Genomic DNA, 18,325 nt, shown 5'->3' on the forward strand with positions numbered 1-18,325 from the left:
TGCTATTTTAAGGGAGTAAGACAATGGAAAACCTTCAAGGTTTATTAGAACAAGCACCAGTGTTTGTGGCCACTTATGGTCTAAAACTACTTGCCGCGATTGTTATCTTTGTAGTGGGTAAATACTTTGCTGGCGTGTTCAAACGTTTGACAGACAAACTCATGACAAACCGTGGTATCGACAAAACGGTAGCCTCGTTTGTCGCAAACTTGGTTTGGGGCTTAGTGTTTGTATTTACCGTTATTGCAGCACTAGGGCAAATTGGCGTACAAACCGCGTCACTTGTTGCGGTCATCGGTGCGGCTGGTTTAGCCGTTGGCTTAGCGCTTCAGGGCTCGCTATCTAACTTTGCAGCCGGTGTCCTTATGGTTATCTTCCGTCCTTGCCGCGTAGGTGATTTTGTTGAGGCTGCAGGCGTTGCCGGCGTAGTTGATGAAATTACTATCTTCTCTACCAAGCTTCGCACTGGCGATAACAAAACCATTATTGCACCAAACTCTGCAATGATGGATGGCACCATTGTTAACTACAGCGCTCAAGAGAATCGCCGCGTTGATTTAGTCATTGGTGTGGGTTACACCTCTGATATCGCCAAAACTAAGCAAGTGATTTCAGCGGTATTAGACAACAACCAATACGTGCTAAAAGATCCTGCTTACACTGTTGCATTAGGTGAGTTAGCAGATTGCTCAATTAACTTTGTTGTGCGCCCATGGGTGAAAACCTCTGATTACTGGCCAGCACACTTTGAATTACTAGAGCAAATCAAAAATGCACTAGATGAAGCCAGCATTGAAATCCCATTCCCACAAATGGATTTGAATGTAAAAGAGCTTCCAGCTCAGTAAATTCAGTAATGATGAAAAACCAGCTTCGGCTGGTTTTTTTATGTCCGTTTATCACTAAATTGGGGCGCCAACAGGTACAAGCATTTGAAGAGAGGTTATGATAGCGGCCAAATAATCCAACACACCAGGTAACAGAAGATGTTCGATTTCAGAAGCGATACCGTAACCATGCCAACTCAAGCTATGCGTCAGGCCATGGCAAGTGCAGAGGTAGGAGATGATGTTTATGGTGACGACCCAACGGTGAATGAGCTGCAAGACTTTGCTGCTGATATGTTTGGTTTTGATAGTGCGTTATTTGTATGCTCGGGCACGCAAGCGAACTTATTGGCGTTAATGGCTCATTGTGAGCGTGGTGATGAGTACATTTGTGGTCAGCAAGCGCACAACTATATGTTTGAAGGTGGCGGTGCTGCAGTGCTTGGCAGTATTCAACCTCAGCCGTTAACTAACCAGGCTGATGGCAGCATTTTACTGAGCGATATTGAACAAGCGATTAAGCCCAAGGATATTCATTTTGCGCAAACGCGCTTACTGAGTTTAGAAAACACCATCGGCGGTAAAGTGCTGCCTCAAGAGTATTTAGCTAACGCGCAGCAATTGGCGTTTAACCATAATTTAAAGATCCACCTTGATGGTGCCCGCGTAGCTAATGCGGCTGTCGCACAAGGAACGAGTATCGCCAATATCACTCAGTATTTTGACTCTGTTTCAATTTGCTTATCTAAAGGTTTGTGCGCGCCGGTAGGCTCAATTTTGCTTGGGGATGAAAGGCTGATTAACAAGGCCATTCGCTGGCGTAAAATGCTTGGTGGTGGCATGAGGCAAGCAGGTGTGCTAGCCGCTGCAGGTAAGCTAGCACTCACTGAACAAGTTGACCGTTTAGCTGAAGACCACGCTAATGCACGCTTACTTGCGAGTTTGCTTGCTGAAATGGATGAGTTCAATGTCGAGCCAGTACAAACTAACATGGTTTATTGTGATTATTTAGGTGAAGCGCAGGGTAACAAGCCGCTTAAGCAACTTGCTGCAGAGCTAGCCAAGCAAGGCTTTGTGTTTAGCGTGGCGAAAAAGCTGCGTTTAGTTACTCACAAAGATATTAGCGAGCAAGGTGTGAGACAGTTTGTTGATGCGCTCAAACAAGCGCTTTGCTAATCATACCAATTAGCATAAGAATGTGATCATTCTTACTGGTTAAAATCGTTTATAACTTCGTTAGAAATTTTGTAGGTAGAGCAACTAGCTAACTGCAATTTCTGCCTTGTTCTAAACGATTTTTCATGCGTAATATCTGATCACTCATTTATCCCAATTGGTATTACTGTACTGAAAGCTTGATAATAGACTTAGTACCAGTTCAACGAAAAAGCTCGCTTATATTAGCGAGCTTTTTTGATTTAGGCTTAAGACTGACAAGTTTGCTGTTAATAAGCCGCGTTTAGTTACGTAACATGCTCTTAAGCCAACTATTGTTACGCTACCTTAGCAATACGGTTTTTGTAATCGCTAACTAGGTGGTGGGTAATTTCAATTGGATCAGCGTCTTTACAGCAGTCGTCGAGGAAGATTTTAAAGGTAACCAGTGAATGCCCATCGTGAGGCAGGCGATTACTTTGCACCACAAAGTAGGCTTCTTCATTGTCAGCCTTGCGAATAATAAAATTCTCTACTTCGCCTAACTTAGTGCCAGAGTTGTTATGCCATTTGGTGATGCGATTAAGGGCAATCTCAGAAGAGTTATTGATTTCGATATGGTTAAGCCAGCTTGCTGGTTGGTCTTTATCTTTGTAATGCGGGCAGCGAACAGTGTAGTTGTAAACATGGGTAATAGCAGTCATTGGTACCTACCTATTGCGATTGAATTAACTTCATCATAGTCGTTAAATTTTGAAAGCGTCAAAGTTAGCGAGCAATATTTAGAGCTAGCTACCATTAATTAACAAAGACGAATTTAAATACCAATATTTGTAATTAACCACTTGTGATTAATAGTAAAAAGGCGCTTAATGTAAGGTTGAAGTGTTTGATTTTCTTTACCTCAATCTCTCGTCATTTTTCTTTTGGCTCTCCCATTTTTACCACCTAAGTGCCTGTTGCTGGCTGAATTACCAAGCTCTGAGCTAAGTAGATATCCGCATAGAAAACTGAGTGCTGCGCTATGACGCTAGATATAGAGCAAGTTAAAAGGGCTAATAAACAAGCGCCAATAAAAAAGAGAGCCGAAGCTCTCTTTTTAACCTTTGTGCTCACTCTAGACAATAAGCTGTGCTTAGTCAGTGAGCATTAAAGCGCTGCCGTAAAGATGGCGCAAATCTCTTCGTGGGTTGCCTGTTTAGGGTTGGTTAAACCGCAAGCATCTTTAAGCGCATTGTCAGCAAGTGTCGGAATGTCCTCGGCTTTTACGCCTAACTCAGTCAAGTTTGCAGGAATGCTTACTGCGGCAGATAGCGTGCGAATCGCTTCAATTGCTGCTTGTGCACCTTGCTCATCAGTTAAGCCTACTACATTTTGCCCCATGGCTATCGCCACATCTTTAAGGCGGGCAGGGACCACTTGAGCATTGTACTCTTGAACATGTGGCAGCAAAACCGCATTACATACACCGTGTGGTAGGTCGTAGAACCCGCCTAACTGGTGCGCCATTGCATGCACATAACCAAGGCTTGCGTTGTTAAATGCCATACCCGCCAAGAATTGAGCGTAAGCCATTTGCTCGCGTGCATTAATATCGTCGCCCTTATTCACAGCGTTAACTAGGTTGGCTTGAATAAGTTCAATTGCTTTGATTGCACAGGCGTCAGTAATAGGGTTTGCTGCGATAGACACATAAGCCTCTACTGCGTGAGTTAGTGCATCCATACCGGTTGCCGCTGTTAGTGCTTTAGGTTTTTCGAGCATCAACTCTGGATCATTCACCGACAAAATTGGTGTGGTGTTTTTGTCTACAATTGCCATTTTGATATGACGCTCTTCATCGGTAATGATGCAGAAACGGGTCATTTCACTTGCGGTGCCGGCAGTTGTATTAATGGCGACCAATGGAAGTTGCGGTTTGCTTGAAACGTCTACACCTTCGTAGTCTTTAATTTCGCCACCATTGGTTGCAACGAGCGCAATGCCTTTGGCGCAGTCATGAGGTGAGCCGCCGCCAAGTGAGATCACGAAGTCACATTTGTTGGTGTTTAAAAGCTCAAGACCGGCATTAACGTTACCGGTTGTTGGGTTTGGTTGAACGCCGTCAAAAATAACTGACTCAATACCTTGAGTTTGTAATTTATCAACCACGTTTGCCACCAACCCAATATCAACGAGTGGTTTGTCGGTCACAATAAGTGCTTTGGCAAAGCCTAGCGCTTTGATGTCGTTAATGGCTTCGTTCACGCTGTCTTGACCAAGAATGTTTACGCTTGGAATAAAGAATTTAGCTGCCATAAGTGCCTCTCTAAAGTTTCAATTTAATGTTTTAAAATTTCAAATCTGAATTAAAATTAGCAGGCTACGGCGTTGGAGAGTGTGATCTAGTGCTAACAATTGTTGCCAGATTATCACTTTAGAGGTAATTGATTGTAATTTGTTAACCATATGGCATTTTTGCGCATAAAAAATGCCAGAACCTCGATTCTGGCATAGACAATGTATTGCTGTTTGACGGTTTATCCAGCGAGAATCACTGGTATGAAACTATAAACCAGTTATGCGTAGTAATTAACCTGAATTCGGGATAATAAAACGGTTTCTAACGGCTAGTTTTGGTTATTTCTGTGTTGAAGCCACTTGCAATAGACTAGCTATTGACGCGCAGCTCCGCCTTGAACTAAACAAAACTATCTCGCTAGAAACATAAATCTTGGTATAGCACTGTTCAAGATAGCTATCGACACTTCCTTACCCCGACCTCAGGTTAAATAGACTAGTTTGCCGGGCAAGTTGTTGCTGTCACAGAGTTAATGACAATATTATCCACTGGGGCGTCTTGAAAGCTGAACTCACCAATTGTCTTGGTTTCCGTTGTCACAGCATTCATCATATCCATGATCTCAATTCCTTCTAAGATCTTACCGAATACGGCGTAGCCGCCTTGGCTTGGATAGTCGAGGTTTGCATTGTCGTGAATATTAAAGAAAAACTGCGCTGTTGCTGAGTCAAGCGACTGAGTGCGCGCCATCGCTATGGTGCCACGCTCATTCTTGAGACCAACGCTTGATTCATTTTTGATTGGGTCATTGGTGGTTTTAAAGCTGTAGTCTGCTGTTAATCCACCGCCTTGGTTGACGAAGTTATTAACGATGCGATGGAAAATCGTACCATCGTAAAAGCCATCTTTAACATAATCGATAAAGTTTTGACCAGTAATTGGGGTGTTAGTGGTGTCGATACCTAATGTCATGTCGCCCTCAGTGGTTGACATAACAAAGCAGTGATCGATGCTTAACATTACTGGTTGCGGCTCAGGGTCGCTTGAATCTGAGCCACCACAAGCTGTAAGCAGGCCGATAAGCGCAAGCGTTAAGCAGGTTTTTAAGGGTAAACTAGTTGTTATTGTTTGAGTTTTCATTGGTGATGTTATCCATAACTGCAGGAAATAAGTGAGCACTTTTCACACCGTCATGAACAGCTGCAAAAAGTGTTGGGCAAATGTTGCCTGAGTTAGGTTTGTGCTTCAATTCACAAAACACGTTTGGATACAAATTGTTACCTCAAGGTTGCTTGAAGTTATATTTTAAAGTTACCCCTGTTCGCTATTGATATAATCGTGCAAATAATTTGCCTTAAAGCTGAAGTTACCCAGCAGAACCCGTTACAATAACCCTTTGTATTTTTTATCGAGTCTGATGCATGTCGTTTCAATCTTTGCCTTTATCGCCAACCATCTTAAAAGCCATTGAAGAAGTGGGTTACCAGCAGCCCACGCCAGTACAGCAGCGCGTTATTCCTGTTGCTGTTGACGGACAAGATGTGTTGGCAAGCGCTGAAACTGGCACGGGTAAAACCGCTGCATTTGCGTTGTCGACTCTGCAGCAGCTTGAAGTGAACGATGTTGCCCAGCAAACTGAGCTAAGTCATGGCCGAGCCGTGCGGGTGTTGGTGATGACGCCAACCCGTGAGTTAGCGATTCAAATTCAGCAGTGCTTTAGTGATTATGGCAAGCATCTTCCTTATCGCTCACTGGCAGTTTATGGTGGTGCGAGTATTAACCCGCAGCGCAAAGCATTAGCGCAAGGCATTGATATTTTGGTGGCAACCCCTGGACGCTTATTCGACATTGTTGGTCAATATCAGTTAGATCTATCGCAAGTGGTGCATCTGGTTATTGATGAAGCAGACCGTATGTTAGACATGGGCTTTGTTAAAGATATCGAAAAGGTGCGCCGTTTAGTCAACCTGCAGCATCAAACCATGATGTTTTCGGCGACTTATTCTCAAGCCGTGGAGCAGCTTGCCAAGAATATGCTTGAACAACCCGCCTTAGTGAACATTAAAAGTGAAGCGACCACTAAACAAATTACTCATAAGGCATTTAAGCTTGATAAACGCCGTAAGGCTGAGTTGTTGTCTGAGCTAATTGGTAAATACAATTGGCAGCAATCGATGGTTTTTGTTAGCAGTAAAGAGTCGGCAGAGTTTTTAGTGTCTGAACTAAAACTTGATGGTATCAGCGCCGCTGTGTTTCATGGCGATAAAACTCAGGGTGCACGCAATCGCGCATTAGATGAATTTAAAGCAGGCAAAATTCGGGCACTTATTGCCACTGATTTAGCTGCCCGCGGCATCGATATTGAAGCGCTGCCAAGGGTGATTAACTTTGAATTGCCTGAAGAGCTAGAAGACTTTGTTCACCGCGTAGGTCGCACCGGTCGCGCAGGCTTATCAGGTGAAGCCATGACTTTTTTCAGTGAACAAGAAAAATCTAAATTTGCTGAAATTGAAGCTTTAATAGAACAAACTATTCCGGTTGTTATTCCAAAAGGCTATGAGCCTGGCGCGCCTATGCCTGCAAGGTATCGTGAATTAAATTTAGATAGCAGTGCTGAAGGTAAAAGGGCGAGCGGTAAAAGTTCATCGGGTAAGAACGGTAAGTTTAAAGGTACTAAACACACGCACGGCAAAAAAGGCAAGTTTGCTTCAGGTAATAAAACAAATCGCTCTGGTAGCGCAGCTAGCAATGGTAAAAGTGGCGCAGATAGCAAAGGAAAAAGTAAGCCTAGTCGTCAAGGCAAATACGCATCTAACAAAGGCTAGAGAATAATGCGTATTTGCAGCTAAAATTAATAATTAGTTCCAAAGATGAGCTTATGACTAAAGGGATGTCATGCGCATAGCAAAAACAATTAAAACCAATGTTATTACCGGTTTTTTAGGTGTGGGTAAGACCACGCTAATCCAGCAATTATTGGCGAATCGACCCGAGGACGAAACTTGGGCTGTTCTGGTTAACGAGTTTGGCCAAGTCGGTATCGATGCAGAGCTTCTAGCTTGTAAGAAAACAGGCAGTTCCCATACCATCAACAGCCAAAACGGAAGTGCTCAAACCGGAAGCTCTCAAACTAAAGCGCAACAAGCAAATACTAATCAAGGACAGGTGGCGATTAAGCAAGTGCCCGGCGGCTGTTTATGCTGCGCGGCGGGTTTGCCTGCGCAAGTGGCAATTAATCAGCTTATCCAACAAGCCAAGCCAGATAGAATTTTGATTGAGCCCACAGGGCTTGGGCATCCCAAAGAGATCCTGCAAACCCTGCAAAACGAGTTCTTTAAGCCGATTATTTCCCTTGGCAAAGTGATTACCTTGGTAGATGCCCGCAAAGTGGCTGACGAGCGTTATACCAGCCATGAGATATTTATCGACCAAGCCAAAGTGGCGGATTGTATTTTGGTTAGTAAAGACAGTCTGTATCAAGCAGATGAGGCCGCGCAGCTAAGTCAATGGTTAGACAGTATTGGCTGCGGCGCTACGCAGCAATTACTGAGTAGTGACTTGTACCGGGTTGATGCAGAAAACGTTGTGAGTACCGACGGGCAATTTGCCAGTCATCTGGTTAATGATGTGCAGTTGCAAAGTGGTTTTGAGCAGATTTATGACCTATTAAATCAGCCTAGTGCCTTTGCCAAACGTGTACCGCAGGTTAAGCCAAAGTTGTTGCAGGTGCCAAGTCATCAGGATATTAGCTTGTTCAAGCCCAGTAATGCAGTGGCCCCAACAGAGCTTGCTGAGTTCGACTGGCAAGGTGAAATCTTCCACCGCTTTTCTCAGCAGCAAGGCGAATTTGCGAGCATCGGTTGGGTGTTTTCGCCAGAAGTAAGCTTTGGTTTTGAGCGCGTTATGTCTTGGGTTGAACGCCTAAAGCAAGCTGATGTGCTGCGTTTTAAAGCGGTGGTCATTACCTATGACGGTATTCTTGGGGTTAATTATGCTGATGGCGCTTTGTCACTGTCTGAGATTGATGATGCGCTAGACTCGCGTATCGAGCTGATCAGCGATAAACCTCTCGATGACAAGGAGCTTGAACAAAGTTTGCTAACCTGTGTCGGCGGGCATTAGTCATAACACTGTGTCACCAGCTGGCTTAAAGTTAAGTTTCAGTTTGTTGCGTACTTCTAGCTTTTGGTACTTTTCCTTTCAATTTTGAACCATCTACTGCATTGGATGGTTCAATGCAGTTAACTGCCACTAACTGCCACTAACCACTAGACTAATAGAAACGCAGATGTATTGCCTGAATATTGGCCGTAGATGGTGAATGAAATAGGCTCTACCTCAATGGTAAAAAATAGTTATCAGTTCAGGTAAATATTGTCACCACGATAGTTTGTTTTTCGGCAGCATAGACTCATCTTGCATAGCCAGCTCCTTTGGAATTACGCAGTCCTAAGGCAATAGTTAGATTTCAAAATTACAACTAAGGCATAGTTTTATTGTGTGTTTAAATACAATCTTGCCTGTCAGCTATACTGTTTGCTTATGTTATTGAGTGTTGTTCTTATTTAGGAAATCAAGAATCCTTCGCTGCCTATTACTCATATCCCGTAGGTTCACGATATACTTTCCTTTGGAACTAATGCTTTGATAACACGAATTTTATTGTAGCCCCTAGTTTCATATTGGCTAGTTACTATCAAGATTGTTATTTCGTGCAAGTTCATCTATTGATTAATGATAAATCAATTTTTTTAGGCTGATTTTATGAAAGAAAAAAGTAGCGAATTAGCTAACCTCTCAGAAGCAGAATCTGGATCAGATGTTATAGAGCAAGGTAAAGACGCTGAAGCTATTGCACAGAAGCCAGAAAAAGTTCGTAAGCTCACGAACTATTTACTCTTGCTGATTGGCGTGATGATTGTGTTTAGTATGATCGCTGATCGCATAATTCCTATCACTGACAATGCTCGTATCAAGGGTTACGTTGTGCCGATTAAGCCACAGGTATCGGGACAAGTGATGGATATTCTTGTTCAGCCTAACCAGCTTATCAATCGTGGTGACGTATTAGTTAAGCTAAACCCCGCAGATTATGAAATAGCTGTTGCTCAAGCAAAGCAGAGCCTTGAACTTGCCGGACAACAAGTTGGAGCACAGACTGCGAGTATTGCGTCTGCTCAAGCTCGATTAACTAGTGCAAACGTAGAAAAAGAAGCGATAGAGCTACAAACTAAGCGTTTGCTCGCGATGTCAGAAAGAGGCGTTATTTCAAATGCTGAGGCGGACGATGCAAGAGCAAAGTTGGCTACGGCAAGGGCGAATGTACTGAACGCCGAGGCTGATTTAGAGAGAGCTAAGCAGCAACTAGGTAGTGATGGTGAGGAAAACACTCAGGTTAAGTCTGCACTGTTAGCACTAGAACAAGCACATCTTAATTTAGAACGATGTGTGATAAAGGCGCCAACAGATGGTGGTGTTTCTAACTTTAGTTTGTCTGAAGGGTTTTATGCCTCGGTGGGGCAGCCTTTAATGACTTTTGTGTCAACCGAAAGCCTGTGGGTGGAAGCTTATTTTAGGGAAAATAGCCTTGGAAATGTAAAAGTCGGCGATCCTGTTGAAATAGCATTAGACTTTGCGCCTGGAAAAATAATTAAAGGCAAGGTGTCGAGTGTCGACTGGGGAATAGATTGGGGTCAAAGCAATCAGGCGGGAAAACTTGCTGAAGCCTCTACCCAAACCGGTTGGTTAAGGCAAACGCAAATGTTACCAATCACTATAGAGTTTGAGCGTAACGAAGCTAAAGGCGTGCTGAGAATAGGCGGTCAAGCAGATGTCATCGTTTATACCGACGATAATTGGTTCTTCAACACATTGGGTAAGTTTTGGATCCGCGTTGTGAGTTATTTGTCGTATGCAAGATAACGCTCAAGCACAAAGACAACTCGAACTTAGCATTTTTCGCTATGCCTTTGGAGTGGGGCTTGCGGTATTTCTAGCTGCATGGATCGACTGGCCGTTGGCATTCGTCGCTCCAGTATTTACAGCAAAGTTCTTGTTAGATAAGCCAACATATAACTGGGCAACCGTTTATGAGTTATTGATAGCAATGATTGTGACCATGGCTTTAGGTCTTGTTTTATCTAGGGGGATTACGGAGTATCCCGTAGCTTTAATGTGCCTTGTTGGTTTGATGATGCTTTGGGGGTATTTCTTATTTACGAACCCTAAATGGAATTTGTTTGCGACCATGCTTATTATTGCCATTTTGATGCTACCTTTTGTCGCAATGTCGAGTCCATCAGCATCATTGTTTCTGGCGTTTGGTCTAGTAGTTTCTGGAGTTGTTGCGGTAGCAATATTCGCATTGATGCATATATTGATGCCTGATGTTAGTGAACGAACGGCTGAACCAGCTCCTATGCTAACCACTAACCAGAGGTGGTATACCACAGTTAGAGCAATGTTGATTTCATTTCCTGTTGTTTGTTTCTTTTTCGTTTTTCAAATCTCTCAAGCACTACTTACTATGATGTTTATCGCTGTGTTCTCGCTTATGATAACCAAAGAAAATTCCGTCAAATTGAGTTCTTTTTTAGTTTTAAGCAACGCTATAGGTGGTGCGATTGCCGTTGTGGCTTTTGTTATCTTAGGTCTTAATGCGACTCTTGGTTTCTACGTGATTTTCATTACATTTTTGGCGCTGATTGTTTCAACAAAAATCTATACTGAACCAAGTAAAGGCGCTGTTTATGCCACAGCGTTTTCGACGGTATTAGTTTTACTCGGTAACACACTCATGAGTAGTGGCGATATAGGCAATAACATGTGGGTTAGAATTGTACAGTTGGTCTTAACCAGTGTTTATATGATCGCTACCGCCTACTTTCTAGAAACTCGGCAGTGGAAGTTTTTACAGCAACAATCCTTGTGAGTAGCGCGGCTTGCTTAGTGCCTTATATTTGGCTAAACAATGCTGCGTTTTAGTTGCATTCAGTTTTTGGGTTACTAATAGAGCCGCAAAGTATACCAGCCTAAATTAACCTAAGAATAAAACAGCCGCTTGATTGCTCAAGCGGCTGTTTTGTTATTGAGTTAAAGCAAGACTAGGCTTAGTTAACGCGTACACTCTTCCAGTAGATACACCAGGTGGCGATATGGAATGCCGCTGTGCTGAGTTAAGCCCACTTCACACATACGGTTAGCGTAATAACCTTCTTTCGTTTCAGTAGGGATTAGCTTTTTAATATTTCGCAGGGCGCTGGCGTTAATTTCAGGCTTATACAAACCTTTCTCACCGGCGTAACCACAACAATAAACGCCCTCTGGCTCAACGATTTGCTCAGCGCAAGCTTCTGCAATACCCTGCAGTTTCGGCTCAAGCTTCATCTTACGGGCGCTACAACCTTGATGCAGAGTAATGCTCGACTTCTTAGTGATTTGCATTTTTGGCAGCAACTCATCATGCATAAACTCAACCAAGTCCAGCAGCTCGACCTTTGGGTTGCCTGTTAGGGCGCGGTAGGTACAAGATAGTGCATCGACAACCACTGGCACTTTGCCGTTGTCAGATAGCTCAGCTAGCGCATCAATCAACTCATCGCGTTTAGCATCGGCGTTTTTAAAGTCGCCCTTTGACTCCCACATTTGACCGCAACACAGGCTGCGCGTGTTATCTGGGGTGATGACGTTGTAGCCGTTACGTTCAAGTAAGGTCACTACCACTTCTGGTAGCGTTCGATTATCCGGATCTTTTGGCGTTGGACCAAATGTACGACCGCCACAAGCTGGGAAGTAAACCACGCTTGGTTTGCTTGGGTCTACTGGCGCAGTTTTCGCTAGCTTGCCGCCTTTAGGGAAATCAGGGTTCCAGTAAGGGACTTCTTTAGATACCTTACGGCCAACATCCATAATGGCTTTAGTGACGCCATCGCCAGTGACTTTGTGGATAATATCGAGCGCATCGAAACCTGTGCTGATCACCTGATTAACCGCGCCAAAGTGCTTGGCTTGGAAGTCCAATACCTTTTGCTCTGTCGTGGTGATGTATGGCGTGCGCAGTTTGCGTACTAAATTACCCATAGAGTTATCGACAGGGCAGGCAATGGTACACAGCTGACAAGCGGCGCAGGTATCAATCACATCATACTTAGCATCTGCGCGCATTTGCTCCGCGGCTTGCTTATCACCACTTTGCTCTAGACGTTCAATTTCACGCAGGGTCGCAATACGTTGGCGCGGCGAGAAGTTTAACGCCGATGTAGGGCAGGTCTTTTCACAGAAACCACACTCAATACAGCGGTCAACATAGTCATCAACCACTGGGCATGGCTTGATGTTTTTAACGTGAATTTCGGTATCGTCATTTAAAATGACGCCAGGGTTTAGTAAGTTCGTTGGGTCAAAGATGTGCTTGATTTGCTTCATCAAGGTGTAAGCATCTGCACCCCATTCCATTTCAACAAACGGTGCCACAGCACGGCCAGTACCATGCTCGGCTTTCATTGAGCCGTCGTATTTGTTGATTACCATCTCAGCCACATCTTGCATAAAGTCGTGGAAGCGCTGAATGTCAGCTTCACTCGAGAAAGTTGGCGTAATGATGAAGTGGAAGTTACCTGCTAGAGCGTGACCATAAATCACGCCTTCTGGGTAGCCGTGTTTGTGGAATAGTTCGGTTAAGTCTGCGGCAGCTTGTGCAAGGTGCGGTAGTTCAAACGCTACATCTTCAATGATGACTGAGGTGCCTTTTGCGCGCTCGCCACCAATAATTGGGAATAGCCCTGAGCGCATTGCCCAGTACTCACCAAATACCGCAGGGTCATCACTAAATTCAATTGGACGCTCTGTTTGAATGTGGGCAATTTTCTCAACTACAGTTTGAGTGTAGTTATTCAAGGTTTCGCTATCGTTAGCGCGGCATTCGATAAGCAAAATTGCTGCGCCTTGTGGTAGCTCAGATAACCACTCAGGCATGCCTGGCTTGCCGGTTACTGCTTTAATCGATGCCCAGTCAAGCAGCTCAACAGCTGCCACTTCGTGGATGTCTAATGGCGGCACCGCTTTTGCCGCATCTTCCATGTTGAAAAATACCGCTAGGGCAGATGCCTTGCATTTAGCTTCTTCTACCGTGTGGTAGGTCACCTCATTAACAAAGGCGAGTGTACCTTCAGAGCCCACAATTAAGTGGTTAATTAAGTCAAACGGTTCGCTGTAATCCACTAAGGCATTGATTGAGTAGCCAGTGGTGTTTTTGATAGCGAACTTCTTGTTAATACGCGCTGCTAAGGTCGGATTGTTTTGCGTCATCTGCGCAAGGTCAGCCAATGATTTGAGCATGTCAGCATGGCTTGCTGCAAACGCGGCTTTTGATTGCTCACAGCCTGTATCCAACTCTGTGCCATCAGCAAATACTAGTTTGGCTGACTTGATGGTTTGATAGGAATTTTGCGCGGTGCCACAGCACATACCAGAGGCATTGTTGGCAACAATACCGCCAATTTTACAGGCAGATAAAGTTGCTGGGTCTGGACCAATTTTTTTGTTAAGCGGTTTAAGCGCTGCGTTGGCATCAGCGCCAATTACAGCGGTACCAAGTGTTACTAGGTTTGCATCATCACTAATTTCAATTTTTCTAAAGCCATCGTGACCTAAGATTAGCAAGATGCCTTCACCAATAGCTTGGCCTGAAAGGCTGGTACCAGCAGCACGGTAAGTGACAGGCGCTTGATGGTTACGGGCAATGGTTAGTGTTTGTTTTACTTGCTCTACATTATCGGCATGCACCACAATTTCTGGCACGATTCGAAAATAGCTTGCATCGGTAGACCAGGCGAAACGGCGCACTGGATCGTTACTTACGGCATCCTTACCAAGTACAACTACAAGCTCATCCATGACGGTTTGATAATTAATCGACATAGTTTTTCTCAATACAGGTGTGAGTTTGAGTCAAACGGCACTTAGATTCGACTCAAACCAAGATTTAGCAACTAGCCTCATCAATGACTAGTTGCACGACATATCTATAAGTGTAGGCGTTAGTTAGAAACCACCCCAAATCATTGCAATTGTGCCGGCAGTAAATGCATAGAGAAGTGCAACCGGCATGGTTTTACGGATGATTTCAGATTCGCGGCCGGCCATTCCCACAACGGTTGCAGCAGCCACTACGTTCATCACACACATCATGTTGCCAGCATTAGCACCAATTCCTTGCAGGGCGAGCACTAGGGCATGGTTCATGCCGATATTGTCAGCAACAGAATACTGAAGGCCTGAGAACATCATGTTTGAGAAGGTGGCAGAGCCAGATAAGAAGGCACCGAAAATACCCACAACTGGCGCCATCCACGCCCAAATTGCGCCCATTGATGAAGCGAGTAAATCTGCAAGTGCAACGGGCATAGACTCAAGACCTGCATCATTTTGGCCTGAGTTAAGGAAGATTTTCACCATAGGTACTGACGCACCCAGGGAGATAATGGTTGGCAACATAGAACTACAAGAAGTCGTGAACGACTGTTTGATGCTTTTACTGTTCATTTTAAACAGTACAAAGCCAACTAAACACACCACCACGAAGAAAATACCTGGCGCATAGAAGGTCGCAAAACCCGCTTTAAGCTCTGTGCCTAATAGATTGGTCCAGCTGATGTTAAAGCTGGTTAGGAAGCTTTTAAATGGTTCGATTACACGAGATAACACTAGCAGTGCTGCCATAATGATATATGGAGACCATGCTGCTACCTGACTGAATTTAACCTCAGTTCCAGGATTACCAGCAAAGGCTTTGGTGTCGCTGTTGTCATCTTCAGCAGTTTTCTCGAAATCGTTCCAGGCTTTCTCTGGTAATAAGTAACCTTTTTTCGCTACTGGAATAACAATTGCCATACCAACCAGTGCGCCAATGACAGACGGGAATTCAGGGCCGGCGAAATAGTTAATTAACCAAGCTGGTACGGTAAAGGCTAAGCCTGAGAATAGGGCAAACTTCCAAATTTCAAGGCCTTCTTTAAAGGATTTGTTTTTGCCAAAGAAGCCGGTTAACACACACACTAGTACCAGTGGCAGCAAAGAGCCTGTGATCAGATCGATGGTGATCATGTGCATTGCAATATATTGGGCAAAGTCGGCAAAACTGCCACCATGCTCGGCAATTTGCGCCGCGGCCATGTTGACGCCACCTTCGGTTAAACCTTGCTCCATACCAAATAGCACAGGTAAGCCAATTGCGCCGAATGATACAGAGGTAGAGTCAGCGATTAATGCCACAACTGCCGCTGCAATAGGTGGTACACCTAGCAGTACAAGCAGAGGCGCGCCGATGGCTGCAGGTGTGCCAAAACCAGCAGAGCCTTCAATAAATGAACCAAACAGCCAACAAATAATAATGACCTGCACACGAGCATCGCTACTAATATTGGTAAAGCCGGCGCGGATGGTATCCATGGCGCCTGAGTATTTTAGGGTATTTAGTAAGAAAACTGCACCAAAGATGATGCTTAGTGGGGTAAGGGCGGAGAGTAAACCTTCAACGACAGATGCAGCTAAAAAGCCGCTGTCCATCTGCCATACAAATACTGCAGCGAGTGCTGTTGCCACCATAGAAATTGGCATAGCCTTTGAAGCAGGAAGTTTTAGCAATACTAAGAACACCAGTACACTGATCACAGGTGTTAGGCTTGCTAGAAGTTGTATTGTAGTCATACGTACCTCTATTTGAGTACATTTAAGGGTATTTGTTTTTGACGACGGTTAATAAAAGGTTACCGAGTCAAAAGGTGCATGTAATAGACGACATTTGCCTTATTAATAAATTGATCAAGATCATTCGAAATTGTTTCAACTATGCAACATTAGTAAAGTGTGAAGTAACTCGATTCTGCTCCTTATTCGATGTGATCTCGATCACGCTGGTTGTGCTGACTTTAATCAGCTAACTAGGTAAAAAAGTTATAAAAGTGATTTTAGTTAGAATTATTGCTTATCGGCCTATATTGCCGTAAAACACCTTGTATACCTTTATGGGTATTCAAGTAGGTGAAGCGATTCGATGCTAGCTAACAAATCCTAAAATAGTCTTAAAAAAGCTTAGAACCCCAGCCAAGTTTGTTGCGCAATACATGGAAGTAGTTATGACCTTTAGGGTGAATGAGTCTTAGGCGCTCTTCAGAGCGGCGAATAATGATTTCATCGCCTGGCAGGACCGCGAGGTGCACGTGGCCATCACAGCTGACCTCTAGGTTTTCACCATTGTTTGGTGACACCACAAGCTTAATCGTGCTGCAGGCGTCAACCACGATAGGTCGACACGATAACGTATGTGGGAACATCGGCACTAAGATCATCGCTTGCAGATTTGGAGTTAATATCGCGCCGCCTGCAGAAAGCGAGTAGGCAGTTGAGCCTGTTGGGGTGGAGACAATCATACCGTCAGCTCGTTGGCTGTACATGAATTGCTCATCGATATAGACCTCAAATTGGATCATATGGGCAATTTTACCTGGGTGAAGCACAGCTTCGTTAACGGCAGTATTGCTAGAGGTAATTTTGCTATGGCGATGCACCTCGGCTTCAAGTAAAAAGCGGTGCTCGGTTTCAAACTCGCCTTCGAGTACTTTTGCGAGTGTGTCTTCAAAGCCATCAGGAGGTAGGTCGGTTAAAAATCCAAGGTTACCGCGGTTCACGCCAATTACAGCAACATCAAAGCGAGCGAGCACGCGAGCCGCGCCAAGCATATTACCGTCACCACCTACTACAACGGCAAGATCGCATAGCTTACCCATTTCCAGTAAGTCCATTGATTCAACATTGCTGCCAAGCTCCATAGCAACCCGCTGCTCAACGATGACCTTATAGCCTTGCATAGAAAGCCAGTGATGTAGACGCTTTAAGGTAAGGTTGGTACCTTTATGGTGAGGCTTACCTATTAATCCAATGGTTTGAAACTTTTTGCTCATAAATGAATTTGATTGGCCTAAAGCCTTGAAAGCGTAAAATTGATCCCCATAATATACCCAAACTAGCCTAATGTGTGAGTGTTCGACCTCAGAGTCTGGCGAATATCTCAGGTATTATTGAATGAATTTTTAAAAGAGCATTTTTAGCTGGAGTGAAAATGAGCAACGAGTCAAACACTGCCTCTCAGGAGCAAGTAGAAGAAGTGGTAGCAACTGAAGTAGAAGTTGAGACGGGTGAAGCCACAGTCGAGAGCGTAACGGATGAATTAACTCAAGCTAATTTCCGTATCGAAGAGTTAGAGCAACAGCTTGCAGAGACTCAAGCGCAGCTTGCTGAGCGTAAAGACGTAGAGCTACGTGCAGCGGCGGAAACACAAAATATCCGTACTCGTGCGGCACAAGATGTTGAAAAAGCACGTAAGTTTGCTTTAGAAAAGTTCGCTAACGAGCTACTACCTGTTATCGACAACATGGAGCGCGCGCTTCAAGGCACCAGTGCTGATGATGAAGCAACCAAAGCTATCCATGAGGGGGTTGAGCTAACCATGAAAGGTTTCTTAACTACCGTTGAGAAGTTTGGTGTGAAACAAGTTGACCCACAAGGTGAAGACTTTAATCCAGATCACCACCAGGCTATCGGTATGCAGCCAAGTGCTGAGTTCCCAGCGAACAAGGTGATGATGGTAATGCAAAAAGGTTACCTGTTAAATGACCGCCTATTGCGCCCAGCAATGGTAATGGTGTCACAAGGTGGCGGCAGTGTAGATACCCAAGCATAATTTTCTAGGGCATTTATGATTGAGTGAAAAACCGAGCTTAGGCTCGGTTTTTTGTTTTTGGTCTTTAAACCACCTCCTACTTCAGTAGGTGGTTATCATTCGATTAGGCTTGGCCTGAAAATTCCAGTGTTTCCTGTTGTGGCAGTTTTTATAATTAGCTCCCGTTGCAATGACATTTAAAGCACGTCGTGTACACTTCCTTGTGGACTCAACGAAAACATCCATGTTTTCAACGGCTTTAAATGTCATCACAACTATATGCTTTAACTTTAGCTGCTCAAGTAAGGCAACCTTTCTCGTTCGAAAACGAAAAAGCCCCAGCAT

13 protein-coding genes are annotated in these 18,325 nt (G+C 44.3%); 7 read left to right on the forward strand and 6 right to left on the reverse strand.

The window, feature by feature from the left end; all coding sequences use genetic code 11:
* Positions 1–23: 23 nt before the first annotated feature.
* Together G3R49_RS05980 and ltaE are read left to right on the forward strand one after the other, a co-directional pair.
* Positions 24–848, forward strand: a complete 825-nt coding sequence (locus G3R49_RS05980; RefSeq protein ID WP_130597808.1) for a mechanosensitive ion channel family protein — start codon at positions 24–26, stop codon at positions 846–848.
* Between the two features lie 138 nt (positions 849–986).
* On the forward strand, positions 987–2,003 hold the full coding sequence (gene ltaE / locus G3R49_RS05985; RefSeq protein WP_167869024.1) for a low-specificity L-threonine aldolase: 1,017 nt from the start codon (positions 987–989) through the stop codon (positions 2,001–2,003).
* Between the two features lie 317 nt (positions 2,004–2,320).
* Here the strand turns inward: ltaE and G3R49_RS05990 are convergent, their stop codons facing one another.
* The 3 genes from G3R49_RS05990 to G3R49_RS06000 form a co-directional block, all read right to left on the reverse strand.
* Positions 2,321–2,686: a cytoplasmic protein gene (locus G3R49_RS05990; protein WP_130597806.1), complete on the reverse strand. Its 366-nt coding sequence runs from the start codon at positions 2,684–2,686 to the stop codon at positions 2,321–2,323.
* A gap of 445 nt (positions 2,687–3,131) precedes the next feature.
* Positions 3,132–4,280 carry an L-threonine dehydrogenase gene (gene yiaY, locus G3R49_RS05995; protein WP_167869025.1) on the reverse strand — a complete coding sequence of 383 codons (1,149 nt, stop codon included), beginning with the start codon at positions 4,278–4,280 and terminating at the stop codon, positions 3,132–3,134.
* A 478-nt stretch (positions 4,281–4,758) separates the two neighbouring features.
* Complete coding sequence (locus G3R49_RS06000; RefSeq protein ID WP_167869026.1) at positions 4,759–5,403, reverse strand: peptidylprolyl isomerase; 645 nt, start codon at positions 5,401–5,403, stop codon at positions 4,759–4,761.
* Positions 5,404–5,684: 281 nt separating this feature from the next.
* Between G3R49_RS06000 and G3R49_RS06005 the strand changes: the two genes are divergently transcribed.
* From G3R49_RS06005 to G3R49_RS06020, 4 genes are all read left to right on the forward strand, one after another.
* The gene (locus tag G3R49_RS06005; RefSeq protein ID WP_167869027.1) at positions 5,685–7,088 is read left to right on the forward strand and encodes a DEAD/DEAH box helicase; all 1,404 of its coding nucleotides are present in this window, start codon (positions 5,685–5,687) and stop codon (positions 7,086–7,088) included.
* 70 nt (positions 7,089–7,158) lie between these two features.
* Positions 7,159–8,385, forward strand: coding sequence for a GTP-binding protein (locus G3R49_RS06010; RefSeq protein WP_167869028.1), 1,227 nt, complete (start codon positions 7,159–7,161; stop codon positions 8,383–8,385).
* Positions 8,386–9,027: 642 nt separating this feature from the next.
* Positions 9,028–10,185: an HlyD family secretion protein gene (locus G3R49_RS06015; RefSeq protein ID WP_167869029.1), complete on the forward strand. Its 1,158-nt coding sequence runs from the start codon at positions 9,028–9,030 to the stop codon at positions 10,183–10,185.
* Positions 10,175–11,194 (forward strand): DUF2955 domain-containing protein, encoded by a 1,020-nt coding sequence (locus tag G3R49_RS06020; protein WP_167869030.1) that lies wholly within the window; start codon positions 10,175–10,177, stop codon positions 11,192–11,194. The genes G3R49_RS06015 and G3R49_RS06020 overlap by 11 nt, the downstream gene beginning before the upstream one ends.
* A 182-nt stretch (positions 11,195–11,376) precedes the next feature.
* Here the strand turns inward: G3R49_RS06020 and G3R49_RS06025 are convergent, their stop codons facing one another.
* From G3R49_RS06025 to nadK, 3 genes are all read right to left on the reverse strand, one after another.
* On the reverse strand, positions 11,377–14,181 hold the full coding sequence (locus G3R49_RS06025) for an FAD-binding and (Fe-S)-binding domain-containing protein (RefSeq protein ID WP_167869031.1): 2,805 nt from the start codon (positions 14,179–14,181) through the stop codon (positions 11,377–11,379).
* Positions 14,182–14,304: 123 nt separating this feature from the next.
* Entirely contained in the window at positions 14,305–15,969 is a 1,665-nt protein-coding gene (locus G3R49_RS06030) for an L-lactate permease (protein WP_130597798.1), read from the reverse strand.
* A 374-nt stretch (positions 15,970–16,343) separates the two neighbouring features.
* Positions 16,344–17,222: an NAD(+) kinase gene (gene nadK / locus G3R49_RS06035; protein WP_167869032.1), complete on the reverse strand. Its 879-nt coding sequence runs from the start codon at positions 17,220–17,222 to the stop codon at positions 16,344–16,346.
* A 158-nt stretch (positions 17,223–17,380) separates the two neighbouring features.
* Here nadK and grpE point away from each other — a divergent pair, with 158 nt between their 5' ends.
* Positions 17,381–18,001: a nucleotide exchange factor GrpE gene (grpE, locus tag G3R49_RS06040; RefSeq protein ID WP_130597796.1), complete on the forward strand. Its 621-nt coding sequence runs from the start codon at positions 17,381–17,383 to the stop codon at positions 17,999–18,001.
* Positions 18,002–18,325 lie beyond the last annotated feature (324 nt).

Source organism: Shewanella sp. WXL01 (genome assembly GCF_012263345.1).
Classification (GTDB): Bacteria; Pseudomonadota; Gammaproteobacteria; order Enterobacterales; family Shewanellaceae; genus Shewanella; species Shewanella maritima.

What these genes read in the sequence shown, in the direction of transcription:
- G3R49_RS06000 (WP_167869026.1), bottom strand. Translation starts at nt 5,403, where the DNA reads ATGAAAACTCAAACAATAACAACTAGTTTACCCTTAAAAACCTGCTTA.
- G3R49_RS06025 (WP_167869031.1), bottom strand. Translation starts at nt 14,181, where the DNA reads ATGTCGATTAATTATCAAACCGTCATGGATGAGCTTGTAGTTGTACTT.
- G3R49_RS06020 (WP_167869030.1), top strand. Translation starts at nt 10,175, where the DNA reads ATGCAAGATAACGCTCAAGCACAAAGACAACTCGAACTTAGCATTTTT.
- ltaE (WP_167869024.1), top strand. Translation starts at nt 987, where the DNA reads ATGTTCGATTTCAGAAGCGATACCGTAACCATGCCAACTCAAGCTATG.
- yiaY (WP_167869025.1), bottom strand. Translation starts at nt 4,280, where the DNA reads ATGGCAGCTAAATTCTTTATTCCAAGCGTAAACATTCTTGGTCAAGAC.
- G3R49_RS06010 (WP_167869028.1), top strand. Translation starts at nt 7,159, where the DNA reads ATGCGCATAGCAAAAACAATTAAAACCAATGTTATTACCGGTTTTTTA.
- G3R49_RS05980 (WP_130597808.1), top strand. Translation starts at nt 24, where the DNA reads ATGGAAAACCTTCAAGGTTTATTAGAACAAGCACCAGTGTTTGTGGCC.
- grpE (WP_130597796.1), top strand. Translation starts at nt 17,381, where the DNA reads ATGAGCAACGAGTCAAACACTGCCTCTCAGGAGCAAGTAGAAGAAGTG.
- G3R49_RS06015 (WP_167869029.1), top strand. Translation starts at nt 9,028, where the DNA reads ATGAAAGAAAAAAGTAGCGAATTAGCTAACCTCTCAGAAGCAGAATCT.
- G3R49_RS06005 (WP_167869027.1), top strand. Translation starts at nt 5,685, where the DNA reads ATGTCGTTTCAATCTTTGCCTTTATCGCCAACCATCTTAAAAGCCATT.
- G3R49_RS06030 (WP_130597798.1), bottom strand. Translation starts at nt 15,969, where the DNA reads ATGACTACAATACAACTTCTAGCAAGCCTAACACCTGTGATCAGTGTA.
- nadK (WP_167869032.1), bottom strand. Translation starts at nt 17,222, where the DNA reads ATGAGCAAAAAGTTTCAAACCATTGGATTAATAGGTAAGCCTCACCAT.
- G3R49_RS05990 (WP_130597806.1), bottom strand. Translation starts at nt 2,686, where the DNA reads ATGACTGCTATTACCCATGTTTACAACTACACTGTTCGCTGCCCGCAT.